This is a genomic window from uncultured Ruegeria sp., assembly GCF_947504215.1.
GTDB lineage: Bacteria > Pseudomonadota > Alphaproteobacteria > Rhodobacterales > Rhodobacteraceae > Ruegeria.
In genome coordinates, this window is sequence record NZ_CANNGO010000006.1 from 238,575 (window position 1) to 264,542 (window position 25,968).

General features: G+C 56.6%; 26 protein-coding genes. 14 read left to right on the forward strand and 12 right to left on the reverse strand.

Annotated features, from left to right (window positions below; genetic code table 11):
* Positions 1–114 precede the first annotated feature (114 nt).
* From purL to grxD, 3 genes are all read left to right on the forward strand, one after another.
* Positions 115–2,274: a phosphoribosylformylglycinamidine synthase subunit PurL gene (gene purL / locus Q1B21_RS13515; RefSeq protein ID WP_299890025.1), complete on the forward strand. Its 2,160-nt coding sequence runs from the start codon at positions 115–117 to the stop codon at positions 2,272–2,274.
* A 133-nt stretch (positions 2,275–2,407) separates the two neighbouring features.
* The gene (locus Q1B21_RS13520) at positions 2,408–2,644 is read left to right on the forward strand and encodes a BolA/IbaG family iron-sulfur metabolism protein (RefSeq protein ID WP_299890026.1); all 237 of its coding nucleotides are present in this window, start codon (positions 2,408–2,410) and stop codon (positions 2,642–2,644) included.
* Between the two features lie 252 nt (positions 2,645–2,896).
* The gene (grxD, locus tag Q1B21_RS13525; protein WP_299890028.1) at positions 2,897–3,259 is read left to right on the forward strand and encodes a Grx4 family monothiol glutaredoxin; all 363 of its coding nucleotides are present in this window, start codon (positions 2,897–2,899) and stop codon (positions 3,257–3,259) included.
* A gap of 6 nt (positions 3,260–3,265) precedes the next feature.
* On the opposite strand, the gene Q1B21_RS13530 is transcribed toward grxD, so the two are convergent.
* The 3 genes from Q1B21_RS13530 to Q1B21_RS13540 are packed head-to-tail and all read right to left on the reverse strand — an operon-like array spanning position 3,266 to position 4,865.
* Entirely contained in the window at positions 3,266–3,616 is a 351-nt protein-coding gene (locus tag Q1B21_RS13530; RefSeq protein ID WP_298935712.1) for an MliC family protein, read from the reverse strand.
* Entirely contained in the window at positions 3,613–4,008 is a 396-nt protein-coding gene (locus Q1B21_RS13535; protein ID WP_299890059.1) for a cell division protein ZapA, read from the reverse strand. Before Q1B21_RS13535 ends, Q1B21_RS13530 begins: the two co-directional genes overlap by 4 nt.
* Positions 4,008–4,865, reverse strand: coding sequence for a hypothetical protein (locus Q1B21_RS13540; protein ID WP_299890061.1), 858 nt, complete (start codon positions 4,863–4,865; stop codon positions 4,008–4,010). Before Q1B21_RS13540 ends, Q1B21_RS13535 begins: the two co-directional genes overlap by 1 nt.
* A gap of 235 nt (positions 4,866–5,100) precedes the next feature.
* Between Q1B21_RS13540 and tkt the strand changes: the two genes are divergently transcribed.
* On the forward strand, positions 5,101–7,122 hold the full coding sequence (tkt, locus tag Q1B21_RS13545; protein ID WP_299890063.1) for a transketolase: 2,022 nt from the start codon (positions 5,101–5,103) through the stop codon (positions 7,120–7,122).
* A 49-nt stretch (positions 7,123–7,171) separates the two neighbouring features.
* On the opposite strand, the gene Q1B21_RS13550 is transcribed toward tkt, so the two are convergent.
* Both Q1B21_RS13550 and Q1B21_RS13555 read right to left on the reverse strand, forming a co-directional pair.
* The gene (locus Q1B21_RS13550; RefSeq protein ID WP_299890065.1) at positions 7,172–7,585 is read right to left on the reverse strand and encodes a hypothetical protein; all 414 of its coding nucleotides are present in this window, start codon (positions 7,583–7,585) and stop codon (positions 7,172–7,174) included.
* A 20-nt stretch (positions 7,586–7,605) separates the two neighbouring features.
* On the reverse strand, positions 7,606–8,568 hold the full coding sequence (locus tag Q1B21_RS13555; RefSeq protein WP_299890067.1) for a DUF808 domain-containing protein: 963 nt from the start codon (positions 8,566–8,568) through the stop codon (positions 7,606–7,608).
* 181 nt (positions 8,569–8,749) lie between these two features.
* Here Q1B21_RS13555 and gap (Q1B21_RS13560) point away from each other — a divergent pair, with 181 nt between their 5' ends.
* From gap (Q1B21_RS13560) to gap (Q1B21_RS13570), 3 genes are all read left to right on the forward strand, one after another.
* Complete coding sequence (gap, locus tag Q1B21_RS13560; protein ID WP_298935724.1) at positions 8,750–9,751, forward strand: type I glyceraldehyde-3-phosphate dehydrogenase; 1,002 nt, start codon at positions 8,750–8,752, stop codon at positions 9,749–9,751.
* 71 nt (positions 9,752–9,822) lie between these two features.
* Positions 9,823–9,966, forward strand: a complete 144-nt coding sequence (locus Q1B21_RS13565; RefSeq protein ID WP_299075088.1) for a hypothetical protein — start codon at positions 9,823–9,825, stop codon at positions 9,964–9,966.
* Between the two features lie 93 nt (positions 9,967–10,059).
* Positions 10,060–11,064 carry a type I glyceraldehyde-3-phosphate dehydrogenase gene (gene gap, locus Q1B21_RS13570; RefSeq protein ID WP_299890070.1) on the forward strand — a complete coding sequence of 335 codons (1,005 nt, stop codon included), beginning with the start codon at positions 10,060–10,062 and terminating at the stop codon, positions 11,062–11,064.
* Here the strand turns inward: gap (Q1B21_RS13570) and coaD are convergent.
* The 3 genes from coaD to Q1B21_RS13585 all read right to left on the reverse strand — a co-directional run bounded on the left by coaD (position 11,056) and on the right by Q1B21_RS13585 (position 13,034).
* On the reverse strand, positions 11,056–11,547 hold the full coding sequence (gene coaD, locus Q1B21_RS13575; RefSeq protein WP_298935727.1) for a pantetheine-phosphate adenylyltransferase: 492 nt from the start codon (positions 11,545–11,547) through the stop codon (positions 11,056–11,058). The genes gap (Q1B21_RS13570) and coaD overlap by 9 nt on opposite strands.
* A gap of 85 nt (positions 11,548–11,632) precedes the next feature.
* Positions 11,633–12,070: a CBS domain-containing protein gene (locus tag Q1B21_RS13580; protein WP_299890072.1), complete on the reverse strand. Its 438-nt coding sequence runs from the start codon at positions 12,068–12,070 to the stop codon at positions 11,633–11,635.
* Between the two features lie 61 nt (positions 12,071–12,131).
* Entirely contained in the window at positions 12,132–13,034 is a 903-nt protein-coding gene (locus Q1B21_RS13585; protein ID WP_298935731.1) for a LysR family transcriptional regulator, read from the reverse strand.
* 104 nt (positions 13,035–13,138) lie between these two features.
* Here Q1B21_RS13585 and Q1B21_RS13590 point away from each other — a divergent pair, with 104 nt between their 5' ends.
* Together Q1B21_RS13590 and Q1B21_RS13595 are read left to right on the forward strand one after the other, a co-directional pair.
* Positions 13,139–14,638: a CoA-acylating methylmalonate-semialdehyde dehydrogenase gene (locus Q1B21_RS13590; protein ID WP_299890075.1), complete on the forward strand. Its 1,500-nt coding sequence runs from the start codon at positions 13,139–13,141 to the stop codon at positions 14,636–14,638.
* Between the two features lie 291 nt (positions 14,639–14,929).
* Entirely contained in the window at positions 14,930–15,529 is a 600-nt protein-coding gene (locus tag Q1B21_RS13595) for a L,D-transpeptidase (protein WP_298935733.1), read from the forward strand.
* A gap of 53 nt (positions 15,530–15,582) precedes the next feature.
* On the opposite strand, the gene Q1B21_RS13600 is transcribed toward Q1B21_RS13595, so the two are convergent.
* Positions 15,583–16,059 carry a fasciclin domain-containing protein gene (locus Q1B21_RS13600; RefSeq protein WP_298935734.1) on the reverse strand — a complete coding sequence of 159 codons (477 nt, stop codon included), beginning with the start codon at positions 16,057–16,059 and terminating at the stop codon, positions 15,583–15,585.
* Positions 16,060–16,129: 70 nt separating this feature from the next.
* On the reverse strand, positions 16,130–16,981 hold the full coding sequence (locus Q1B21_RS13605) for a class I SAM-dependent methyltransferase (protein WP_299890078.1): 852 nt from the start codon (positions 16,979–16,981) through the stop codon (positions 16,130–16,132).
* Between the two features lie 143 nt (positions 16,982–17,124).
* Between Q1B21_RS13605 and Q1B21_RS13610 the strand changes: the two genes are divergently transcribed.
* The 4 genes from Q1B21_RS13610 (at position 17,125) to mmsB (ending at position 21,432) form a co-directional block, all read left to right on the forward strand.
* Complete coding sequence (locus Q1B21_RS13610; RefSeq protein ID WP_298935736.1) at positions 17,125–18,240, forward strand: carboxylate-amine ligase; 1,116 nt, start codon at positions 17,125–17,127, stop codon at positions 18,238–18,240.
* Between the two features lie 125 nt (positions 18,241–18,365).
* Complete coding sequence (locus Q1B21_RS13615) at positions 18,366–19,508, forward strand: acyl-CoA dehydrogenase family protein (RefSeq protein ID WP_299890080.1); 1,143 nt, start codon at positions 18,366–18,368, stop codon at positions 19,506–19,508.
* 7 nt (positions 19,509–19,515) lie between these two features.
* Positions 19,516–20,556 carry an enoyl-CoA hydratase/isomerase family protein gene (locus Q1B21_RS13620; RefSeq protein WP_299890082.1) on the forward strand — a complete coding sequence of 347 codons (1,041 nt, stop codon included), beginning with the start codon at positions 19,516–19,518 and terminating at the stop codon, positions 20,554–20,556.
* A 3-nt stretch (positions 20,557–20,559) separates the two neighbouring features.
* A complete protein-coding gene (gene mmsB / locus Q1B21_RS13625; protein ID WP_299890084.1) occupies positions 20,560–21,432 on the forward strand; it encodes a 3-hydroxyisobutyrate dehydrogenase in 873 nt (290 codons plus the stop codon).
* Positions 21,433–21,478: 46 nt separating this feature from the next.
* On the opposite strand, the gene Q1B21_RS13630 is transcribed toward mmsB, so the two are convergent.
* Positions 21,479–22,246 carry a helix-turn-helix transcriptional regulator gene (locus Q1B21_RS13630; protein WP_299890086.1) on the reverse strand — a complete coding sequence of 256 codons (768 nt, stop codon included), beginning with the start codon at positions 22,244–22,246 and terminating at the stop codon, positions 21,479–21,481.
* Positions 22,247–22,372: 126 nt separating this feature from the next.
* Here Q1B21_RS13630 and Q1B21_RS13635 point away from each other — a divergent pair, with 126 nt between their 5' ends.
* Positions 22,373–22,810 carry an excinuclease ABC subunit A gene (locus Q1B21_RS13635; protein ID WP_299890088.1) on the forward strand — a complete coding sequence of 146 codons (438 nt, stop codon included), beginning with the start codon at positions 22,373–22,375 and terminating at the stop codon, positions 22,808–22,810.
* A gap of 37 nt (positions 22,811–22,847) precedes the next feature.
* On the opposite strand, the gene uvrA is transcribed toward Q1B21_RS13635, so the two are convergent.
* The gene (gene uvrA, locus Q1B21_RS13640) at positions 22,848–25,706 is read right to left on the reverse strand and encodes an excinuclease ABC subunit UvrA (protein WP_299890090.1); all 2,859 of its coding nucleotides are present in this window, start codon (positions 25,704–25,706) and stop codon (positions 22,848–22,850) included.
* Positions 25,707–25,968: the final 262 nt, after the last annotated feature.

Consider the following 25,968-nt stretch of genomic DNA (forward strand, 5'->3'; position numbering starts at 1 on the left):
GAAGATGACCCGCGAAAAACGGGTACAAATCGAACAAAACGCCTTTACCCTTTCCCCCGGCGGCCCCTTCCCCTAAAAGGCGCCAACAATTGCCATCTCGGGGACTGATACAGGATGCAAGAGCCAGCCATCACACCGGATCTGATTGCCGCCCACGGGTTGAAACCCGACGAATACGACATGATCCTCGAGATCATCGGGCGCGAGCCGAGCTTTACCGAGCTGGGCATTTTCTCGGCCATGTGGAATGAGCACTGTTCTTACAAATCCTCCAAGAAATGGCTGCGCACGCTGCCGACATCCGGCCCACAAGTGATCTGCGGACCCGGTGAAAACGCAGGTGTCGTGGATATCGGCGACGGTCAAGCCGTCGTTTTCAAGATGGAAAGCCACAACCATCCGTCATACATCGAACCCTACCAAGGCGCCGCAACCGGAGTTGGTGGCATCCTGCGGGACGTCTTCACCATGGGCGCGCGCCCGATCGCGTCGATGAATGCGCTGTCTTTCGGTGAACCCGGCCACCACAAAACCCGCCAGCTAGTGAACGGTGTCGTTGAAGGCATCGGCGGCTACGGCAACTGTTTTGGCGTGCCATGTGTTGGTGGCGAAGTTCGTTTCCACCCCGCATATAATGGCAATTGCCTTGTGAACGCTTTTGCGGCCGGCCTCGCCGACAGTGACAAGATATTCTACTCCGCCGCCTCGGGTGTTGGCATGCCCGTCGTTTACCTCGGTGCCAAAACAGGCCGGGATGGCGTCGGCGGTGCCACCATGGCGTCAGCAGAATTTGACGACACGATCGAAGAAAAACGCCCCACTGTTCAGGTTGGCGATCCTTTCACCGAAAAGCGCCTGATGGAAGCGACGCTGGAGTTGATGCAAACCGGCGCCGTGATCTCGATCCAGGATATGGGCGCGGCTGGCCTGACCTGTTCCGCTGTGGAAATGGGCGACAAGGGTGGTTTGGGCGTGCGCCTCGATCTCGAAAACGTACCCCAGCGCGAAGAAAACATGACCGCCTATGAGATGATGTTGTCTGAATCTCAGGAACGCATGCTGATGGTCCTCAAGCCCGAACTTGAGGCCGAAGCCCGCGCCGTGTTCGAGAAATGGGACCTCGATTTCGCAATCGTCGGCGAAACCATTGCAGAAGATCGCTTTCTGATCGTCCACAATGGCGAGGTGAAGGCCGATCTGGTTCTGTCAAAGCTGTCCTCGACCGCACCGGAATACGACCGCCCGTGGGAACCGACCCCGGCAGCGGAAGAGTTAGCCGAAGTGCCTCAGATCGACCCAATCGACGGTTTGCGCGCCTTGCTCGCCTCGCCTAACTACGCGGGGAAGCAGTGGGTATATGAACAATACGACACGATGGTCATGGCCGACATTTCCCGCACGCCCGGGCTGGGCGCTGGCATGGTGCGTGTACATGGCACCGACAAGGTGTTGGCCTTCACATCCGACGTGACGCCCCGCTATGTGCGTGCCAATCCGGAAGAAGGCGGCAAACAGGCGGTGGCCGAGGCCTATCGCAACCTGACAGCTGTTGGCGCCAGGCCCTTGGCAACAACCGACAACCTGAACTTCGGCAATCCCGAAAAACCCGAGATTATGGGTCAGTTCGTCGGCGCGATCAAAGGCATCGGCGCTGCCGTGGCCGCGCTGGATATGCCGATCGTATCGGGCAACGTGTCGCTGTATAATGAAACCGACGGTCAGGGGATCTTACCCACCCCAACCATCGGCGCAGTTGGCTTGCTGAGCCACACGGATGAGATCATCGGAAACGAGGTTCGCGATGGCCATGTGGCGCTTGTCATCGGTGAAACAACCGGTCATCTGGGCCAATCCGCGCTGCTGGCCGAGGTCTTCAACCGCGAAGACGGCGACGCCCCGCATGTGGATCTGGAGGCCGAACAGCGCAATGGCGATTTCATCCGCGCCAATCGCGAGATGATCAAGGCCTGCACCGATCTGAGTGACGGCGGCTTGGCACTTGCTGCGTTTGAACTGGCCGAAGCAGCTGGCGTCGGGGTCTGCCTTGACGACGCCTCGACCGAGTTCCTGTTCGGCGAAGATCAGGCTCGCTATCTGGTCGCCTGCAATTTTGATCAAGCCGAGGCATTGATGATTGCCGCCGGTCAGGCGGGCGTTCCATTGGTATCGGTCGGGCGGTTTACCGGCGATAGCGTCCGCATCGGTACATCCGAGGCTCCGCTTGATGAGCTGACTACCACTTTCCGCAATAGTTTTGCCGAAGCCGTTGCCTGATTCAGGCACCAGCACATCAGAAAACCTGCGCCTTCTTCGATGCAGGTTTTGTCTTTTCAAGGCGTCTATCTGACCCTTGCACGCCCCGCCCCGGCGCTCTACATCTTGGGAAAGACCTTCAGGAGAAACCTAAATGCCGATGAGTGCCAACGATATCGAACACCTGCTGCGCGACGCTTTTCCCGATGCGGAGATTCAGGTTGGCGGCAACGACGGGGTACATATGTCGGCCATGGTCATAGACGAGAGTTTTCGCGGCAAAAACCGGGTGCAACAGCAGCGCGCTGTTTATGCAGCCTTGAAAGGTAAGATGGACGGCCCAGATGGTGAATTGCACGCGCTGGCGCTGACCACAAAAGTGCCAGAGTAATATGGATCTTGGGTTTGGCATTGTCATCGGTATCGCAATAGCTGTTACGCTGACTGCACTTTTGGCATGGAGCCGATCCCAAAACGATCCCAAATCAAAGCGAGGATCCCTTCCTGGAAGAGGGCATCACACAATCCACGCAAACTACGAGTCGGGCGGAGCCGGAGGTGGGCATACCACTCAATACCGCGTCCCTAAGGACCCACAAGATTACGCCAAGGCGATGATGCCGAAGAGCAAAGGAAACGCAAAATGAGCGACGTAAAAACCCTGATCGACGAAACCGTCAAAGCCAATACCGTTGTGCTTTATATGAAAGGCACCAAAGAGATGCCCCAATGCGGGTTCTCTTCACGCGTGGCCGGCGTTTTGAACTACATGGGTGTCGAATACACCGATGTGAATGTTCTTGCCGATGAGGGCGTTCGGCAAGGCATCAAGGATTATTCCGACTGGCCGACGGTTCCTCAGCTTTACGTCAAAGGCGAGTTCGTGGGCGGTTGCGACATCATCACCGAAATGACCTTGTCGGGTGAGTTGGACACGCTGTTTGAAGAGAATAGCGTCGAATATAATAAAGAAGCGGCCGACAAAATTCGCGAAGCAAACGCCTGACCAAGGTTAACGGCTGGAGCAATCCTGATAAATGACCTGCTCGCTGGTGGCATCACCTGCCGCCTGATAGCTGATCGATGCGTTCCATCCCTTGGAACGTAGGATGTAGGTTCCCTCACCTTCGGTGGATTCGTACCGAATGCCAGATCCGCTTGCGACCTGGCGCATTGGGACCAGTTTGTTGTCCACTAGCGTCGCTGCTGCGCCCGGCCCGTCAGAGACATTGAAATACGTCACCGGCAACGGTACCCCGTTCTCGCAGGTGAAAGTTACCGACAAAATGTCGATTTCGGCCAGTGCCACCGAAGCGGGTATTGCCATCAACGCACCGCCAGCGATGCTGCGCAGACTGCTCATGGTGCCTTTTTCTCCTCGACGACCGAGGCCAGCGCCTCGGCGCGCGCGGCCAGTTCGGCCAGCGTGTCCGTAACGGACGGAGGAACGACTGCAACCTCGATCCGTTCGGGTTCTGGCAAGGGTGCAGAGCGCAATTCGTTCAGTTTGGCTTCGACTTCGACCAGCTTGGCCTCAAGCGCCTGCACTTTCTCTTCGGTGGCCGCCGTTTTGTCTGCCAGCATCAGGCCAGCCATCAGCAGCATCCGTGATTCCGGCATCCGCCCAATCTGATCTGAAAGAACCTGCGCCTCGTCATCCAGCATCTTGGCGGCTGCTTGCAAAAACGTCTCTTCACCTTCCTGACAGGACACTTCAAAGCCGCGCCCACCGATATGAATGGTCAATTCGGGCATCACTCCACCTCACCTTCTGCCAGTTTCGCCTGCGACAGCAGTGGTTCCAGGCGCGCCAGTACAGCATGTGCCTCGGCCGCATCTGTCGCCTGCGCAGCCCGCGTTGCTTCAAGCTCGGCCACGGTGGCCCGGTTTAGCAATTCAGCATCTGGCACACCGTCTTCAGCCGCAGCTCTTAGTTCGTCAACCGAGCTACGCAATTGCTCATTGGCCTTGCGCATCCTCTGAAGATCATCATCCAGCCGCGACATGGCGGCACCATGGCTGGTACGTTCGGCGCGCAACATCTCTAACTCTGCACTCAGATCGCCAACCCGTTCCGTGTCGGCCAGTTCTGACCGCAACCGGGCGTTTTCCGCTTCGATCTGTTTCGCCTGGGACATCAGCGCCTGAAGTTGTTCCAATTCAGCCCGCAATGGTGCGGGGTCTTCGCGAGCATCCAATTCTGAGCGCAACTTCTCGTTCTCGGCTTTCAAAGCGTCCAGTTCTTCACTGTTTTCAAGCGCAGCTTTGGCATCTGCCAGCTCTGCCCTTGCCGCCTCGACCGATACAAGTTTCGCAGTTGCTTGCGCCAGTTCTTCCCGTAGAGAGTCACTTTCGCTGTCTTCGTCGGATGTTGACCGCAGTTCCTCAAGCTCGTTGCGCAGCTCGTCCGCTTCCTGTTCGTGCTGGTCCTTCAGCACTTTCAACCGCTCTTGAAGTTGAGCATTGGCAACACGCTCTTCTTCCAGCGCCGCCTGCAAAGCTTCGTCCGGAACACCACTGCCCGGGGCTGTGTGTTGCAAGGCCTCAACGCCACTGCCGATACGTTCCATCGCAGCGATGATGCGGTGCTGTAGTTCCTCGATCTGGCTCATGCCCCTGTCACCTCTTTATCAAGGTTCATTCTATTGCGGGATGATCCGAATCAAAACCCGGCCCGCCTGTCCCTAGTCTAACGGAATGCGACAGAAAATACCCACTGTTTGGTTTCAATCACTTGGGCAACACTCTTCAAGCTGGTCAAGCCTGCAACGCCCGGTTCCGCTTGCACTTTGAGGGGTGGATGGTATTGAGCCCGCAATCTGCTTGTAACCCGAAGGAACAACGCCCGTGGACCTGACTGCGCTGCGCAATGCCAACCCCGAACACTGGGACAAAGCTGCGGCCATCCGCACCCTGACCCTTGATGCCGTCGCCGCTGCCAATTCCGGCCATTCCGGTATGCCCATGGGCATGGCTGATGTCGCAACAGTATTGTTCGAAAAGCATCTGAAATTCGACGCTTCAGCCCCAAATTGGCCAGACCGCGACCGGTTTATTCTGTCCGCAGGCCATGGTTCGATGCTGGTTTATTCGCTGCTGTACCTCACGGGTAACGCGGATGTAACACTGGAAGAAATCAAGAACTTCCGCCAGATGGGAGCCAAAACCGCTGGCCACCCGGAAAACTTCCTGATCAACGGTGTCGAAACCACCACGGGCCCATTGGGTCAGGGCATTTCCAACGCTGTGGGCTTTGCCATGGCAGAAGAAATCCAGCGCGCGCACTACGGCAAGAAGGTTGTCGATCATTATACCTATGTGATCGCAGGCGACGGTTGTTTGATGGAAGGTGTCAGCCAGGAAGCGATCACCCTTGCGGGCCGTCACGAGCTGAGCAAGCTGATTGTTTTCTGGGATAACAACAACATCACCATCGACGGCACCGTCGACATGGCCGATCGCACAGATCAGGTGCGCCGCTTTGCAGCCTCGGGCTGGCACGTCATCGAGATTGATGGCCATGATCCCAAAGCAATCGACGCGGCCATTGTCCGGGCGAAAAAGTCGAATAAGCCGACCATGATCGCCTGCGAAAGCCACATCGCCTTGGGCCACGCCGCTCAGGACACCTCCAAGGGGCATGGCGCGCTGACCGATCAGGATCAGTTGAAAGCTGCGAAACAGGCCTATGACTGGCCTCACGACGCATTCGAGGTTCCCGCCAACGTCAAAGCGGCATGGGAAGCCATTGGTGCCCGTGGTGCGGATGAACGTGCCGCCTGGGAAGAGCGTTTCTCGCAATTGTCCGAGCGCAAGCAGGGTGAGTTCAACCGCGCTTATGCGTTTGACGCACCCAGAAAGCTGGCCGGTGCCATCCGCGCGTTCAAAAAGCAGATGTCGGAAGATCAGCCGAAACTGGCCACCCGTGCGTCTTCGGAAAAGGTTCTGAACGTCGTCAACCCGATCATGACCGAAACAGTTGGCGGCTCAGCAGACCTGACCGGGTCGAACAACACCAAATCGGCCGATATGAGCGTGTTCCTGCCGGAAAATCGCAAGGGTCGTTACATTCACTACGGGATTCGCGAACACGGTATGGCTGCAGCGATGAACGGCATGGCTCTGCATGGTGGTATCCGCCCCTATGGCGGGACATTCATGGCGTTTACCGACTATGCCCGCCCGTCCATGCGGCTGGCTGCGTTGATGAAGGTGCCCAGCGTGTTCGTGATGACACACGATTCAATCGGTTTGGGTGAAGACGGCCCAACACACCAGCCAGTCGAACATCTGGCGATCTCGCGGGCAACGCCGAACACCTATGTGTTCCGCCCCGCTGATACGATCGAGACCGCCGAAGCCTGGGAACTGGCGCTGACGTTCAAGGACAGCCCCTCGGTCCTGTCGCTGACACGCCAAGGCGTGCCGACCGTGCGCACAGAACACAAAACCAAGAACCTGACCGCCCAGGGTGCCTATGTTCTTGCCGAGGCCGATAACAAGCGTCAGGCCATCCTGATCGCAACCGGTTCAGAAGTGTCGCTGGCCATGGAAGCCAAAGCAATGCTCGAGGCCGAAGGCATCGGCACGCGTGTCGTTTCCATGCCATGTATGGAATTGTTCGCCGAACAAGATGACGCCTACCGCAAGCGCATTCTGCCGGGCGGTGCCGTCCGTGTTGGTATCGAGGCCGCGGTGCGCGCTGGCGGATGGGATCGCTGGCTGCTGGGTGAGCGGGGCCGCGAGACCAAGTCGGATTTCGTCGGCATGTCGAGCTTTGGCGCATCCGCGCCGGCCGGTGAGCTGTATAAGCATTTCGGTATCACCGCAGAGGCGACAGTTGCCAAGGTCAAAGACTTGTTGGGCTAGTTGCCTACCTGGTGCGACTAATCGGAAGGGCGGCACTTGCCGCCCTTTTCTATTTTGCCGCCGCTCCCGCTTGCCCCTTCAGTGCATCATAGGCACGCTGGGCGTAGTCAACCCGCAGCTCATATTGGCCACGTGCGACAATAAACTCGGGTGCTTCGATCCCTGCCGCCGAAAACACCTGTCTCAGATGCGCGCCTGATAGCAGGATGTAGTCTGCTGATTGACCACTGAACCTGTTGAACATCCGCCCGCCAAACCATATTCGGCGTTTTCGGGCCTGTCCGGCTGAGTGCAAACGAAAATGCAAAACGCCAAAGAGAGCTTCAGAGTCGAATGGCAACAAGTCAGCAGCGGCGCTTATGCTTGAGACGGCTAGGGCGAAACCGTCGGCGGCGGCGTTATGCATCCCCTTTTGTGTTGGGCTTGGCCCAGAGACGATCCGAATAATTGGGCGGTCAGCCATGCCGGACTGGTTCCGCATTGCTAGTGCGAGTCGGATTTGCGGGACATCATCGGAGCGACGATCTTCGTCGCGACTGGAATCAGCGCCAGTCCCCATGCCAGCCCGAAAATACCATCCATCGTGGCCTTGGCTGTCCATTCGACAAACCCTTCCCATTGGGCGGAAACCGAATGGCCAACGGCGTAAGCCAGGTCATGGATATGATGCCCCAGCCAACCAAAGCCTAGAACTTCCATTCCGTGAATGATGATGGAGCCACCGACCCATAGCATCGCGGCCGTACCGACGATTGACAGCGTCTTCATGACGCCAGGCATTGCCTTGACCAACCCACGTCCCAACCCGCGCCCAATTGGAGTTGGCGCGTTATTGGCCAGATAGAGCCCGACATCGTCCATTTTCACGATCAGGGCGACCGAACCATAGACGGCCAGTGTCACGCCAAGACCTACAACCGCAAGCGTGGCGGCCTGCATCCATATATTCGGCGCCTCAATTGCCGCCAGCGCGATCGTCATGATTTCGGCTGACAGAATAAAGTCCGTTTTGATCGCGCCTTTGACCTTCTGTTCCTCCAGATGTCCCGGGTCGGGGTTTTTTAAGTCTTCCTCGATCACGTGACTGCCATGTGGGAACAACACATGGAAAATCTTCTCGGCCCCCTCAAAACACAGATACGATCCCCCGATCATCAACAAAGGCGTAATGAGCCAGGGCGCAAAATTGGCCAGCAACAACGCAACCGGCAAAAGCAGAACAATCTTGTTGAACACGGAACCACGAGCGATGCGCCAGATGATCGGCAACTCCCGTGCTGGCGCGAATCCCTGAACGTATTTCGGTGTCACCGCTGCATCATCGATAATGACACCCGCAGTCTTGGCCCCCGCCTTTCCTGCTGCTGCAACAACATCGTCGACAGAAGACGCCGCAACCTTGGCGATTCCCGCCACATCGTCCAAAAGGGCCAACAGACCACTCATCGCGCGTCCTTTCCTGTCACCTGTCGCATCTGGAACCTACCTGATCCCACGGCTAGCGCAAGCGTTAGCGCAACCGGGGTAGGTTTGCGCTAACACCTTAAAAATATGCCATTTTTGCCCTTTTGAGATTCCCCATTCGCCGTTATATGGCGTGAAAAGCAAGCGCATTTGGAGACGTCAGATGACCATCAAGGTCGGTATTAATGGTTTTGGTCGGATTGGCCGCTGTACCCTGTCGCACATCGCCGCATCGGCGCGAAACGACATTGAAGTGATCAAGGTGAACGCGACCGGACCTTTGGAAACCTCGGCGCACTTGCTGAAATACGACAGTATCCATGGGCGTTTTCCACGCGACGTATCCATCAACGGCAACACCATGGACCTGGGCCGCGGCCCGATGGAGATGTTTTCGACCTATGACATGAATGAGTTGGACTGGGATGGCTGCGATGTCGTTCTGGAATGCACCGGCAAGTTCAACGATGGGCGCAAAGCCAAAACCCACATGGAGCGTGGCGCACGAAAAGTTCTACTGTCGGCACCGGGCATCAACGTCGACAAGACCATCGTCTTTGGCGTGAACCACAACAGCTTGACCGCCAATGACAACATGGTGTCCAACGGCTCTTGCACCACGAACTGCCTTGCACCGCTTGCCAAGGTTCTTGACGAAGGTATTGGCATCGAACACGGCATCATGACCACGATCCACGCCTATACCGGCGACCAGCCGACATTGGACCGTCGCCACAGCGACCTGTACCGCGCCCGCGCGGCTGCAATGTCAATGATCCCCACCACTACAGGCGCTGCCGCCGCGCTGGGAGAAGTGTTGCCGAATCTTAAAGGTCGTCTGGACGGATCTGCAATCCGTGTACCGACGCCAAATGTATCCGCTGTTGATCTGAGTTTCCGCGCTGCGCGCGACGTGACCGTCGAGGAAGTGAACGCGATTGCACAGAAAGCCGCTCAAGGTCCGATGCAACGCGTTCTGGGCTACGAGCCCGCACCGCTGGTGTCGACAGATTTCAATCACACCGAAGAAAGCTCAATCTTCGCACCCGACCAGACCCGCGTCGTCGATGGCCGCATGGTGCGCGTTCTGGCCTGGTACGATAACGAATGGGGCTTCTCGGTCCGTATGGCCGATGTGGCCGTTGCCATGGGTCGTCTTAACTGACTTTCCCGTGATCGCTTGAACAGCTTCGCCCGCTCAGGTTATCTGGGCGGGCGTTTTCGTTCGGGGACAGGATGACAAATCAAATCGCCATCTGGCTCGGAATACTGCTTATTGGTGGTATGATGATTGACTACGCAATGTTCGGACCCGAGCATTTGTTGTTTCTTAGCAAAAAACTTTACGCCTTTCTGGACTGGCTTGCGTTCTGGCGATGACAGAGGTTTCGCTTGACTTTTCCGCTTATCTGATCTTGTTAGCGCTAACTACACTTTAACCGATGCCAACAGGCTATTCAGACGGAGCGCACCATGACACTCAAACTGGCAATCAACGGCTTTGGACGGATCGGGCGTGGTGTTTTGCGCGCGGTCATGGAATCGGACCGCACAGATGTGGAAATCGTCGCGATCAACGATCTGGCGAAGCCCGAGATGAACGCTCATCTGTTTGAATTCGACAGTGTGCACGGGCGTTACAGCAAGCCGGTCACCCTGACCGAGGCCGGTCTGGACGTGGGCGCAGGTCCGATCCGCCTGACCAGCGAGCGGGACCCTGAAGCGCTGAATTGGTCCGATGTGGACGTGGTTCTGGAATGTACCGGCGTTTTCCGCACGCGCGAAGCGGCCGAGCGTCACTTTGAAAACGGATCAAAGAAAGTTCTGATTTCGGCGCCAGCGCGGGGCGATGGCGGCGTTAAGACGGTGGTCTTCGGCGTTAACGATCACGAGCTGACTGCAGCAGACACCGTTGTGTCGAACGCATCTTGCACAACAAACTGCCTATCGCCTGTTGCAGCGGCACTGGATGCCGGTTTGGGCATCCTGCACGGCAATATGACAACGGTTCACGCCTACACGGCAAGTCAGCCGGTGCACGACACTGCAGGCAAAGACCCCTATTTGTCGCGCGCGGCAGCCCTGTCCATGATCCCGACCACCACCGGTGCGGCCTCGGCTGTTGGTTTGGTTCTGCCGCAGCTGGCCGGCAAGCTGACCGGTCAGGCCATTCGTGTGCCAACGCCAAATGTCTCAGTCGTCGATCTGGTCGCTGAGGTCTCGCGCCCCACCACCGAAGACGAAGTAAACGCGCTGTTTGTCGAAGCCGCTGCAAAGATTCCAGGTATCCTGGCGGCGGAAAAGCGACCGCTTGTGTCCATGGACTTCAACCACGACGCGCACAGCTCCACCGTTTCGCTGGCCGAAACCAAAGTCACGGATGGCACGCTTGTGCGCGTTCTAGCGTGGTATGACAATGAATGGGGCTTTTCGAACCGGATGCTGGACACAGCCGCCGCGATGGGCGCCCTAACCTAACCTCTCGCGCAATGCTATATTGACGCGGGGCGTGACGAATTTCGACACGTCCCCGTCCAGCCGCGCGATTTCCTTGACCAGTTTCGAAGCGATGGCCTGATGCCGCGCCTCGGCCATCAGGAATACCGTCTCGATCGAGTCGTCCAAAGCCCGGTTCATGCCAACCATCTGAAATTCGTATTCAAAATCTGCCACAGCCCGCAGGCCACGCACGATGATCTGCGCACCGACGTCTCGGGCACAGTTAATCAGCAGGTTCTCGAATGGATGGGCGACAATTTCCGTTTGTGTCTGCTCAGACAGATGCGCGCATTCCGCCTCAATCATGGCCACGCGTTCTTCCAGCGCAAACAGCGGGCCCTTGTCGCGGTTGATGGCGACACCAATCACCAGCTTGTCCACCAAGGCCGACGCGCGACGGATAATGTCGATATGACCCAGGGTGATCGGATCAAAAGTTCCAGGATACAATCCAACCCGCATCGCGCCCTCCTGCGCAATAAAATTTCTGCGCAAGCAAACACAACTCTGCTGCGGCTGCAAGGGGCCTCAAACAAGGCCCTTGTTGTCAGTGCCCCATGATCATGCCTTCAAGCGCATCTTTCTCCATAGCAAGTTCTGCCAGTTGCGCTTTGACCACATCTCCCAGGGTCACGATTCCCACCAACTTGCCTTCTTCGACGATGGGCATATGGCGAAAACGACCTTCGGTCATACGAGACATGATGTCCTGAACGGTTGTCTGGCGGGTCGCGGTTACCAGCTTCACTGTCATGTAGGCGCTTACTGGCTGGGTCAGGCAACCGCTGCCACTTTTGGCCAGTTCGCGGACAATATCGCGCTCAGACAAAATCCCAGCAGCCGTTTGCCCGTCATCGTCTGAGACGACCACCGTGCCGATGCGTTTTTCTGCCAGTACCTTTGCCGCTTCGGAAACTGTGGCTGTCGAACCGACTGTCACGACCCCATCCGCTGCCTTTGACTTGAGAATGGCCTGAACAAGCATAGGGAAAAACCTCCGGAATAACGTACTGTTTTACAAAGCGTTGCGCGATTGTCGTGACCTGTCAAGTTTCGGCAGCGGCTTCCAGCCGCGCCACCTCGTCGCGGATACCGCGTGTCAGGGCCTCGGCGAAGCGGTTCAACCGCTCGTTGCGCTGATCCCCCTGATGCCTGACCAGATAAAAACTTCGGGTCAAACTCACTTGATCCGTCAGGATTTTCTGCAGATTCGGATGAAAAGGTAGCGTGAAGTCATGTGCCACACATAGGCCGGTCCCTGACGACACCTGCCGCAGCTGGACCGAGACAGAGTTCGATGCAAGCGCGACACGGTCAACGCCAATATCGTTCAGATAGTCCAGCTCGCGGTCAAAGATCATGTCGGGAATGTAGCCAATCAGACGGTGCTGACTTAGGTCCGCCACCGACTGAATTGGACCCTTGCGGTCCAGATAGTCCTGTGTGGCAACCATATGCAGTTTGTAGTCGCTGATCTTTTTGACCAACAACTTACCGGCCGTGGGTGCACTGACGGTGACGGCCATATCCGCCTCGCGTCGTGACAGGTTGATGATCCGGGGCAAGGCCAGAATCTGAATATCCAGATCGGGGTTCGCGTCACTGATCTTTGCACAAACCTGTGGCAGCAGGTAATTGGCGCTGCCATCTGGGGCCCCAATCCTGATTTGGCCGCTTAACGATTTGGTTGATCCAGTCATGGCACCAGCCGCAGCGCGCATCGCCTCTTCAGCTTGCAGCCCATGTTCCAGCAATCGCTCTCCGGCCGCCGTCAGCACATAGCCCTGTTGGGATTTGGTGAACAGCAACGCGTCCAGCGTCGTTTCCAGCCGGGCAATGCGCCGACCCACCGTTGCAGGATCAATCTTGAGGATGCGCCCCGCAGAGGACAGGCTTTCTTCTCGCGCGACGGCCAGAAAGATTCGTATGTCATCCCAATTCGGGTTCATCCCAGTCTCTTTTGCATTTTTGCAAAGCTCTTTTGGGATATTGCCTCTGTTCCCGGGATTTCTGCAAGCCTATTCTGCGGCCAACTTTATCGGAGGAGAATTCGATGCAAGACCTGACCCACTTCATCAATGGCGAGTACGTCGCTGGCGCTTCTGGCCGTTTTGACGATGTCTTCAACCCGGCAACGGGCGAAGTTCAGTACAAATGCCCGATGGCCAGCGCCGCAGAAACAACGGCCGCCATTGAACAGGCTGCTATAGCCCAACCCGCATGGGGCGCAACCAACCCCCAAAAGCGCGCCCGCGTGATGATGGCGATGGTTGGCCTTATGAACCGTGATATGGAAAAGCTGGCCGAAGCGTTGAGCCGCGAGCATGGCAAGACCATCCCAGACGCCAAAGGCGATCTTCAGCGTGGTCTGGAAGTGATCGAGTACTGCATTGGCGCACCTCAGATGCTGAAAGGCGAGTATACAGACAGTGCCGGACCTGGCATCGACATGTACTCGATGCGCCAGCCACTAGGTGTTGTGGCATCTATCATGCCGTTCAACTTCCCCGCCATGATGCCTCTGTGGCACGTCGGCCCTGCCCTAGCCTGCGGCAACGCTGTCGTCCTGAAACCGTCTGAGCGGGATCCCTCCGTTCCGCTGATGCTGGCCGAACTGTTTGTCGAGGCTGGCCTGCCCAAGGGCGTATTCCAAGTCGTCAATGGCGACAAAGAAGCCGTCGACACCCTGCTGGACAGCGAGATCATTCAGGGTGTGTCCTTCGTCGGCTCAACCCCGATTGCGCAGTACATCTATTCCCGCGCAACAGCGAACGGTAAGCGTGCGCAGTGCTTTGGTGGCGCCAAGAACCACATGATCGTGATGCCCGATGCAGATATGGATCAGGCCGCTGATGCTTTGGTTGGTGCCGGATTTGGTGCGGCGGGCGAACGTTGCATGGCTGTCTCTGTTGCCGTGCCAGTGGGCGACGAAACTGCTGATGCCCTGATTGAAAAACTGGTGCCTCGCATCGAAAAGCTAAAAGTCGGCCCCTACACGTCTGGCGATGACGTGGATATGGGCCCGGTTGTGACCGGCGCCGCCAAAGAGCGCATTCTGGGCCTGATCAATTCCGGTGTGGAACAGGGTGCGAAGCTGGTTGTCGACAACCGAGACTTCAGCCTGCAAGGCTATGAGGACGGCTTCTTTGTTGGCCCACACTTGTTTGACCACGTGACGCCTGCCATGGACATCTACCGTCAGGAGATCTTCGGCCCCGTCCTGTCGACTGTACGTGCAGGATCTTACGAAGAAGCGCTGAAACTGGCCATGGATCATGAATATGGCAACGGCACCGCGATCTTTACCCGCGATGGCGACACGGCACGTGACTTTGCCAGCCGGGTGAATATCGGCATGGTTGGCATTAACGTACCGATCCCAGTACCGCTGGCCTACCACACCTTTGGCGGTTGGAAGAAATCCATGTTCGGCGATCTGAACCAGCATGGTGCTGACAGCTTCAAGTTCTATACCCGCACCAAAACCGTCACGGCCCGCTGGCCGTCGGGCATCAAAGAAGGTGGCGAGTTTAACTTCAAGGCCATGGACTAAGGTTCCGGCCACATCAAGTCCGAAGGCCGCCTCATCGGGCGGCCTTTCTCGTTCCATGATCAGGTAAGAACGATAAAGAAACTCGACAAACTCAAAGGCCTGCATGCGTGTCTTTGAAGTGTCCGATAGATCGAAACCTCATGTCCGCACACAAGGGAAACATCGTCGGCACCGGCGGATTTCCGTTCATTTCATCGTAAGTTCACGAAAATTTCAGGTTGAATGTCTGGCTCTTCCCCACAACACGCCATAAATTGCACCAAAACCCGAGCGGTCTTTGAGGAGGCTCACGTGTCCAATTCTCGTATTACTCGCCGTAAGGCCCTGTTAGGCGTTGCTTCGGCTTTGGCCGTTCCGTCTCTGGCCCGGGCGCAAAGCATCGATGCATTCCCACAAACGGAAGAAGCCATCAGCACCCAGCTTCCGGTGCGCCGCAACGTATCGTCGTTTTCTCAACAAAACTGGCAAGATCATTTCGATCAACTTGGCGTAGGCTGCTTGTTGGCCGACATCACCAGCCGAGCGGTGCATTATTGGGCGGCTGATGGTTCGTACAAGTTATACCCCAGCTCGGTCCCGATGAGCGAAGAGCTGACCAAGCGCGGCTATACCAAAGTCGTGCGCAAAACAGAGTTCCCCAGCTGGACCCCGACCGCCTCGATGCGGGAACGTGATCCAGAGCTACCCGTGCGTATGGAAGGTGGCGATCCTGGAAACCCGTTGGGTACGCGGGCGATGTATCTGGATTGGCCGGCTTATCTGGTGCACGGCACCCATGACACCCGCAAGATTGGACGCCAAAGTTCGTCCGGCTGCATTGGTCTGTATAATCAGCATGTCGAGGAATTGTATCCTCTGGTGCAAATCGGCACGCAGGTCCGACTGGTATAATCAAAAAGCCCCGGCCAAATGGACCGGGGCTTTTGTTTGCAAAGCCGTCAGTCTTATTCAGGAATGATAACCGCGTCGATGACGTGGATAACGCCATTGCTGGCTTCGATATCGGCCTGAACGACCTCGGCACCGTTGACCTTCACACCGTTTCTGGCGTTGACGCTTAGCCGATCGCCCTGAACAGTCAGGACCTTCGCACGTTTGCCAGCGATGTCACCGGACATCACTTTGGCCGGTACGACGTGATACGTAAGGATTTCAACAAGCTGATCCTTGTTCTCGGGCAGCAAAAGGGTTTCCACGGTGCCTTCTGGCAGCGCAGCAAATGCTTCGTCTGTTGGGGCAAATACAGTGAACGGTCCGCTTCCCTTAAGCGTATCAACCAGGCCTGCGGCCTGAACGGCGGCGACCAATGTGTTAAATGACCCTGCGGAAACGGCGGTGTCGACAATGTCTGCGGCCTGGGCCTTCAGTGGCATTGCAAATGCGAGTGCGGCGGCGGCCCCCATAAATGTACGACGGAACATGGCTGTCTTCTCCTCTCCAGCTTGTTATGGAAAGGGTTACGGGCTTTGCTCAGACCCGGATCACTTTAGATCAAACTTCTTTGACCCGAACCCAGATGCTTTGAGCGCGACCATCGCGCAGAAACGGCAGGGCTTTGACGGCATCAGGGCGGGCCTGTTGCAGGAAAAACCCGGGCCAAAGCATTGAATACCCACCAGATTGCAGCAGAGCATGCAGCATGTACTGCTCGCCCCAGCCAGGGCAATCATAGAAAAACCGTTTGGGATATTCGTAGGGCAAGAAAACATCGTGCACATGGATCACCACACCCGACTTCAGCGCAGGGATGATCCGGCAAAACAGATGGGCGACATCATTGCTCATCCGCACAACGTGGCTGGAATCGATGAATAGAATGTCCCCGGCCTCAAGCTGATCGAACAGCGCGGGGTCGACCTCTTCGAGCCGTTTTTGTTCAAACTGATCGACGACGTGGGCGATGTCGGCGCGTGGATAGGGGTCAATCGCGGTGATCTGGGTTTGCAAACGACCATCGATGACTGCCTGCCGGGTGACACGCGTAGAGTTTCCGCACCCGACCTCGATCACGCGTTTTGGCTGATACCTGCGGACCATCAGATACAACGCATCCGCATCGGGGCTGTCATAATATCCGTTGCCGATGCGATATCCGGTCTGGTTCTGCGCCGGGTCCTTCAACGCGGTCAGAGCGTCCGCATGCTGCTGGTATTCCTTGGTCAGTTGCCCGACATCAAAGCTCTCCATGCCCGGAGACAAGGCGTAAGCAGGTTTGGTCAATCCCCCTGCCCGCTCAAAGCTCTCAAGCCGCGCGCGTTCGTCGCGTTCCGTGACCTTGTCGACCAGCTTTACACCAAACCGGTCAAGGGCGGCGTTGATCCGTGGAAATTTTCTGGGTTTCACGCGGCAGGCTCCGATTTGGTACTTTGCGACTGTCGCTCCATACCGTTGCTTGCCCGGCCTCTGCAAGAACCAGAACCTCAAACCCTTGGCAAAACGTTGATTTCCGTATTCACTGGTCCGACACAGGAAGAGGAGGTCCGCGAATGCAGCAGGATTTCACGCTGGGCATCGAAGAAGAATACCTGCTGGTTGATCGCGACAGCCTGCAACTGACCGAAGCACCCGAAGCCCTGATGGATGCCTGTCAGTCCGATTTCGAAGGTCAAGTTAGCCCTGAATTCCTGCAATGTCAGATCGAAGTCGGCACCCGCCCCCATACGACGATCAGCAGTGCGCGCGAGGATCTGAAACGTCTGCGATCGTGTGTCTCTGAGCATGCCGCTGCGTATAACTTGAGCCCCATCGCAGTATCCTGTCACCCTTTTGCGAACTGGAAGGATCAGCATCACACCCGCAAGGAACGCTATGATGCGCTGCAACACGCGCTGGGCGGGGTCGCCCGGCGAATGCTGATTTGTGGCATGCATGTGCACGTTGGCGTTGCGGATCAGGCCCTGCGGGCAGACCTGATGCCTCAGCTGTCCTATTTTCTGCCGCATCTTCTGGCCTTGTCTACATCTTCCCCCTTCTGGAATGGCGAAGACACCGGGCTGTCGTCGTATCGTCTGACTGTATTCGACAATCTGCCGCGTACCGGTTTGCCGCCGGACTTTGACAGCTGGGCTGAATACGAGCGTACAACCGGAATTCTGGTCGATTTGGGCGTTATCGAAGATACGTCGAAAATCTGGTGGGACCTGCGTCCCTCACACCGGTTCCCGACGCTTGAAACCCGCATCATGGATGTGCAGCCGCGTTTAGAACACACGCTGTCACTGGCTGCATTGGTTCAGGCGTTAACTCGGATGCTTTGCCGCTTGAAAGACCGCAACCTGCGCTGGCGTCAGTATGATCGATTTTTGGTCGGTGAAAATCGCTGGCGTGCGCAGCGCTACGGTGTTGGTGAAGGACTCATCGATTTTGGTGACCGTTCCATCAAACCAATGGCCGAACTGATCGGAGATTTAATGGGCCTTCTGGCCGAAGATTCCGAAGCCCTGGGCACCATGAAAGAACTCGCGCGTTTACGGCAGATTGCTGAAAACGGCACCTCCGCAACCCGTCAACGCCGTATTCATGCCGAGGCAGCGGCCAAGGACGAGGATCCGGGCAAAGCAGTTGTTCGGCATCTGATCGAAGAATTTCACGCCGATCTTTAAGGGTTTGTTGATCTGCGCAGTACTTCCAGATGAATTCGCGCCGAACGATTGCTGACCCTGCAAAATTTCTGTAACGATTGGGAAATAAACAACCGTTCAATTCTTAGCCGACGGGAGGGAGCGCTATGGATTTCGCGCTGAGCGAGGAACAAACAGCCATCTTTGACATGGCTTACGCTTTTGGGCAGGAAAACATCGCCCCATTTGCCCGCCAGTGGGAATCAGATGGCACGATCCCAAAGGATCTGTGGCCCATGATTGGAGAGCTTGGATTTGGGGCGCTATACGTCTCGGAAGACGGCGGCGGATCCGGTCTGACCCGATTGGATGCAACGCTGGTGTTCGAGGCATTGTCGATGGCCTGCCCCTCGGTTGCCGCGTTTCTGTCAATCCACAACATGTGCGCCAAGATGTTGGACAGCTTTGCGGATGATGACCTCAAATCCCGCATAATGCCCGGCGTGCTGACTATGAACACCGTACTAAGCTATTGCCTGACCGAACCCGGATCGGGCTCGGACGCTGCAGCGCTGAAAACCCGCGCAGAACGCACCAATGAAGGCTATACGCTGAACGGAACCAAAGCATTTATCTCGGGCGGCGGGTATTCTGACGCTTATGTCTGCATGGTCCGCACCGGTCAGGACGGACCCAAGGGCATTTCCACGGTGTATGTCGAAGATGGCACCCCGGGTCTTAGCTTTGGCGCCTTAGAGAAGAAGATGGGGTGGTTAAGCCAACCCACAGCGCAAGTGCAATTCGACGATTGCAAGATTCCATCCGGCAATTTGGTCGGAACCGAGGGCGACGGTTTCAAGTACGCCATGATGGGCCTGGATGGCGGCCGTTTGAACATCGCATCCTGTTCGCTGGGCGCAGCCCAGGCAGGTTTGGACATGACGGTGCAATACATGTCCGAGCGCAAAGCCTTCGGCAAATCCATCGACCAGTTTCAGGCTTTGCAGTTCCGCCTGGCGGACATGGAGATCGAGCTGCAGGCCGCCCGCACGTTCCTTCGGCAGGCGGCGTGGAAACTGGATCAGGGCGCGCTGGATGCCACCAAGTTCTGCGCCATGGCCAAGAAGTTCGTGACCGAGACCGGATCAAATGTGGTTGATCAATGTTTGCAACTACATGGTGGCTACGGCTATCTAGCGGATTACGGGATCGAAAAGCTTGTGCGCGATCTGCGGGTGCACCAGATATTGGAAGGCACTAATGAGATCATGCGCGTGATCGTCGCGCGACAGATGCTTGCCGAGAGCTGAGGGCCCAATGTCTGACATCGATATCCGCACGACTGGCCGTGCGGGGCGCATCACCCTGACGCGCCCAAAGGCTCTGAATGCACTGACTTATGAGATGTGCATGGCCATCGATACCGCCCTGCGCAACTGGCGCGAGGACGATGCGGTAGACCTGATCATATTAGACGCCGAGGGCGACAAAGCGTTTTGCGCAGGCGGGGATATCGCCGAGCTGTATGAAACCGGTACCAAGGGAGAATTCGGTTTTGGCCAGACATTCTGGCGCGACGAATATCGCCTGAACGCGTTAATCTTTGAATATCCTAAACCGGTGGTCAGTTTCTTGCAGGGCTTCACCATGGGCGGCGGCGTCGGTGTTGGCTGTCATGGTAATCATCGCATTGTCGGCGAAAGCTCCAAAATCTCGATGCCCGAATGCTCGATCGGTCTGGTGCCGGATGTGGGTGGCACGCTGATGCTGGCGCTGGCACCCGGAAGACTTGGTGAGTTTCTGGGTATGACCGGTCATCGCATGGGACCTGCGGATGCTATCCTCGCCGGGTTTGCCGATCACTTCATCCCGCTTGCGCACTGGTCTGACCTGATCGAAATGCTGGAAGCCTCAGGTAACGCGGACCTGCTGCAGGACCATGCGGAAACCCCGCCGGAAGGTAAACTCTCAAGCATGCAAAGTGATATCGACCAAGCCTTTGGCGGCGAAACGCTTGGCGACATACTGATCAACCTCAGGGACAGCGATCGGGATTTCGCGTCCAATACGTTAGACGCGCTGCAGCGCAATGCGCCTTTGTCGATGGCCTGCACGGTTGAAATGCTGCACCGTTTGCGCGGCCCTGCCCTAACCATGCGCCGCGCATTGGAGATGGAATACCGGTTCACCTCTCGGGCAATGGAACATGGCGACTTTCTGGAAGGCATCCGCGCCCAGATCATCGACAAGGACCGCAACCCGAACTGGCAGTTCGCGGACCTGAGCGTTCCAGCGGCGGCCGTTTCAAAAATGCTGCAGCCACTGGGTGCGGACGCGCTGACATTCGAGGAGGAATAAGGCATGCAAATCGGATTCATTGGGCTAGGAAACATGGGTGCGCCAATGGCAGCCAATCTGGCCAAAGCTGGTCATCAGGTTCGCGGCTTTGACACGGCCGGTGTGGTTGTTGAGGGTGTGACACAGGCTCAGATTGCTACAGAGGCCGTCGCAGACACGGACGCCGTGATCACCATGTTGCCCAACGGGGCCATTCTGCGAACGGTGGCTGATCAGATCATACCTCGCATGAAGCAGGGTGCCGTGTTTATTGACTGCTCGACAGTAGATGTAGACAGCGCGCGTGCTGTGGCCGATCAGGCGACCTCTGCCGGGTTGCTGTCAGTCGACGCACCTGTGTCCGGTGGCATAGGTGGAGCGTCTGCAGGCACCCTGACCTTCATGGCAGGCGGCTCGGGGGAAGCCTTTGCCAAGGCTGATCCACTGTTCGACATCATGGGCCAAAAGGCGGTTCATTGCGGCGAGGCCGGCTCCGGACAGGCGGCCAAGATCTGCAACAACATGATCCTCGGTGTCACCATGATCGCAACCTGCGAGGCTTTCGCGCTGGCCGACAAGTTGGGTTTGGATCGTCAGAAGATGTTTGATGTTGTCAGCACGTCATCAGGCTACAGCTGGACAATGAACGCGTATTGCCCTGCCCCCGGTATTGGCCCGAACAGCCCGGCAGACAACGGGTATCAACCCGGATTCGCAGCGGAACTGATGCTGAAAGACCTACGGCTCAGCCAACAGGCTGCCGACAGCGCCGATGCCGACACCCCTATGGGCCAGACAGCAACCGCGCTTTACGAACAGTTTGTCGAAAACGAAGACGGCAATGGGCAGGATTTTTCGGCGATGTTGCCGCGGTTCGAAAAACGGGGGCGGCGGTAAATGCGAGCCATGGTTACGGCCGAATTGTACACAATTCCAGCCTGCGTCAGTTAACGATAGCGGACTCAAGAAACTGCTTTGTCTCGTCATCAGCAGGGAATATCAGTTCAATTCGCAACTCGGACAAGGCGATATCTTCCGCTGTGCCGAACTGACTGATCGTCGAAAACAAGGATAAGGTTCGGTCCCCGAACCGGTAGCTCGTCGGAATGAATGCGGGTCTGATTGACGTCTGGACCGGTGCGTCATCAGCAACGCTGCATAAACGGTCGATCATCGCCTCAAGCTTGCGGTCGGTTCCGACATGCGCGTTTTCAGCCCGAAGTCTTAAGATCATGTGCTGCACCACTTCAGAGTGGTTCAGCAAAGCCCCCCGAACTGCAGGATTGTCTATCAGCGCTTCAATCATGTTATCCCCTTGCCCAATGCCAAGGACGCCCAGCAACAACCCGGCGCTTTTGTTCATTTGAACCACCTCCCAATGTCGGTTCAAGGCAAACCCCGGATAAGGATCATGCCGGTTCAACGTCCATTCCACCGCCTGACGCACCGGGCGCATGTCAGCGTCTGAAAGGTCGCGCGTTTTGTACGCCGGGCTTAGTCCAGCTGCAGTCAACAAGGTGTTGCGGGCAGAAAACGGCACCTCTAGCTCATCGCACAGCCGAAACACCATGCCGCGACTGGGACGAGACCGTCCAGTTTCCAGAAACGAAATGTGCCGCGAGGATACGCCCGCACTTAAACCCAGCTCCAGTTGGCTCATGCGCCGTGTGGTTCGCCATTCCTTCAGGGCCGTGCCGAACTCTGCACTCATATCAGACCTTTCTTTCGCATTAACAAAGTAACACGCCAAAAAGCGAATGCACTTACCTGGAAGGTAATTGTTTCACCGCATCGAAGGCCGCAGCTTGTGCACAGACAATCGAAACGGAGATCACACATGACACATACGCGCGCAACACAACTGCTTCGGGGCGCATCAGCAATTTGCATTGCTTTTGGAGTGCTGATGTTTCTGTCGCTGCCATTCCAACTGGGTTCACTTTTTGGCTTGTTTCTGGACCTTGCACATCTGCCAATTGATGGCAGACAAACATTCACATCTGACAGTGAACTTCTATTAGGGGCGATCAGTGGCGGCTTGTTGACGGGATTGGGTGTGATAACTTGGCAGGTTACCAACCATGTCTACGCGACAAATCCCGAAATCGGCGGACGGATCATGATGTACGGCCTCATCAGCTGGTTCGTCATTGACAGTACGGGGTCAATCTTTGCAGGCGCGTGGTTCAACGTGGTTTTGAACTCCGGCTTCTTGGCGTTGTTTGTGGTTCCGATCCAAATGGCCCATAACGCTAAACCCATGCTTTCCGCCTAAAGGCTCGAGGGCGCTGGCCTAGTTCCAGCGCCCACAACTACTCGGCTGCAACACGCTTGGGCTTCAACATCGATTTCAGGTAACGGCCAGTGTAACTGTGTTCTGCCTCGGCAACTTTCTCGGGCGTACCTTCAGCGACGATCTGGCCGCCGCCATCTCCGCCCTCGGGACCTATATCGATGATCCAGTCAGCGGTTTTGACGACATCCAGATTGTGTTCGATCACGACAACAGTATTGCCCTGCTCGACCAGTTCATGAAGCACTTCCAACAGCTTACGTACATCTTCAAAGTGCAATCCCGTCGTCGGTTCATCCAGGATATACAGCGTTCGACCGGTTGATCGCTTGCTGAGCTCTTTCGACAGCTTCACCCGCTGCGCTTCACCACCAGAAAGCGTCGTCGCCTGTTGACCAACTTTGATATAGCCAAGACCCACACGGGCCAAGGCATCCATTTTATCGCGGATCGACGGGACTGCCTTGAAGAATTCCTGCGCGTCTTCGACAGTCATATCAAGAACATCGGCGATAGACTTACCTTTGAACTTGATCTCCAGCGTTTCGCGGTTGTATCGCGCGCCCTTGCAGGTCTCACAGGTCACGTAAACATCGGGCAAAAAGTGCATCTCAATCTTAATGACACCGTCGCCCTGACATGCTTCGCATCGTCCGCCTTTGACGTTAAAGCTGAACCGACCAGGTTTGTATCCGCGCGCCTTGGCCTCGGGCAGACCGGCAAACCAGTCGCGGATCGGGGTGAAAGCCCCGGTGTAAGTCGCTGGATTTGAACGCGGAGTTCGCCCGATGGGTCGCTGATCAATGTCGATGACCTTATCCAGATGTTCTAACCCTTTGATCGTTTCGCACGGCGCAGGCGTCTGACGCGCCCCGTTCAGACGCATCGAGGCGGTCTTGAACAACGTTTCGATGGTCAGGGTCGACTTCCCGCCACCGGAGACACCAGTCACACACACAAATTTCGCCAATGGAAACGCGGCAGTGACATTTTTCAGATTGTTGCCGGTCGCTTTCACAACCGAGACTTTCTTCTTGTTGCCCTTGCGTCTCGTGGCTGGCACCGCAATCTCACGCGTCCCAGCCAGATACTGCCCGGTCACCGAGGCTGCATCCGCCGCAATCTCGGCCGGTGTTCCTTGGCTGACCACCTGACCACCGTGCACGCCGGCTCCGGGGCCAATATCAAAGACGTAATCAGCCTCGCGGATCGCTTCTTCGTCATGTTCGACGACGATGACCGTATTTCCCTGATCGCGCAGGTTCTTGAGCGTACCCAACAGCCGGTCATTGTCGCGCTGGTGCAAACCAATTGAGGGTTCGTCGAGCACGTACAATACGCCCGTCAGCCCAGACCCAATCTGGGATGCCAACCGGATGCGCTGGCTCTCGCCTCCCGACAAAGTCCCACTTGAACGTGACAAGGTAAGATACTCTAATCCAACGTTATTCAGGAATCCCAATCGCTCGCGAATTTCCTTGAGAATAGCGCGGGCGATTTCGTTCTTCTGAGCATTCAAATGGTTGGGTGCGTCCTCGACCCAAGCCAAGGCCTCTCTGATCGACATCTGGACCACCTGGCCCACATGAAGGCCTGACATCTTGACGGCCAAAGCCTCAGCCCGCAGGCGGAAACCATTGCACGCGCCACAGGGACGGTTGTTCTGATACCGCTCGAACTCCTCCCGGATCCAGGCGCTGTCGGTCTCGCGATAGCGCCGCTCCATATTCGGGATCACGCCTTCGAAACTACGCGTAACCTGATAGACCCTTCCGCCTTCATCGTAGCGGAACTGGATTTCTTCATCGCCTGAACCGCGTAAAAACACCTGCTGAACCTTTTCAGGCAGATCTTTCCAAGGCGTGTTCTTGTCAAAATCATAGTGACGCGCGATCGCTTCAATCGTCTGCAGAAAGTACGGTGACTTCCCCTTGCGCCATGGTGCCAACGCGCCATCATACAGTTTAAGCGTCTGGTCCGGCACGACGAGACGTTCGTCAAAGAACAGTTCAACCCCCAACCCATCGCAATCCGGACAGGCCCCAAAAGGCGCGTTGAACGAAAACAGGCGCGGTTCGATCTCAGGGATCGTGAAGCCACTGACGGGGCATGCAAAATTCTCGCTGAAGGTGATGCGTTCCGGATCGCCTTCCTTGGGCGCAGTTTCCAGAACCGCGATACCGTCGGCCAGATCCAAAGCGGTGCGCAAGCTGTCGGCCAGCCGCGTTTCCATACCCTCACGCACGACCAGACGGTCCACGACGACATCAATATCGTGCCGGAATTTCTTGTCCAGCGTGGGCGGTTCGTCCAGCTCGTAGAACTCGCCATCTACCTTGACGCGTTGGAACCCCTGTTTGCGGAGTTCGAGGAACTCCTTTTTGTATTCGCCCTTGCGATCTCGCACGATAGGGGCAAGCAGGTAACCACGCGTCCCCTCCTCCATCGTCATTATGCGATCAACCATGTCCTGAACTTGCTGCGCCTCAATCGGCAGGCCAGTAGCCGGGCTGAATGGCGTGCCAGCACGGGCAAACAACAGGCGCATGTAGTCGTAGATCTCGGTGACCGTGCCAACAGTCGAACGCGGGTTCTTGGAGGTTGTTTTCTGTTCGATGGAAATCGCCGGGGATAGACCGCTGATGTGATCCACATCAGGCTTTTCCATCATGTCCAGAAACTGACGCGCATAGGCCGATAGGCTTTCGACATAGCGACGTTGCCCTTCAGCGTAGATGGTATCAAACGCCAGCGACGACTTGCCCGAACCGGACAACCCGGTAATCACAACCAGCTGATCGCGCGGAATATCCACGTCGATGCCTTTTAGGTTATGTTCGCGCGCGCCGCGCACCTCGATATTCTTCAGCTCAGCCATTTCGGCCCCCAACAAATAAGTTTCTTAGAGATAGGCGAGTGGCGCTGAGTCTCCAATAGAAAAATTAGAACAAAGTGTGAACGAACAGGTTTTCGCCGAACAGGTTCCTGTTTCCAGGGCGATCCACAACTTCATAAAGAGCCGCCCTGTTGAAGGCGTCGTCCAAGTGTCAACATTTTGAAGAAAGTGGCGCGGTTGACGGGGCTCGAACCCGCGACCCCCGGCGTGACAGGCCGGTACTCTAACCATCTGAGCTACAACC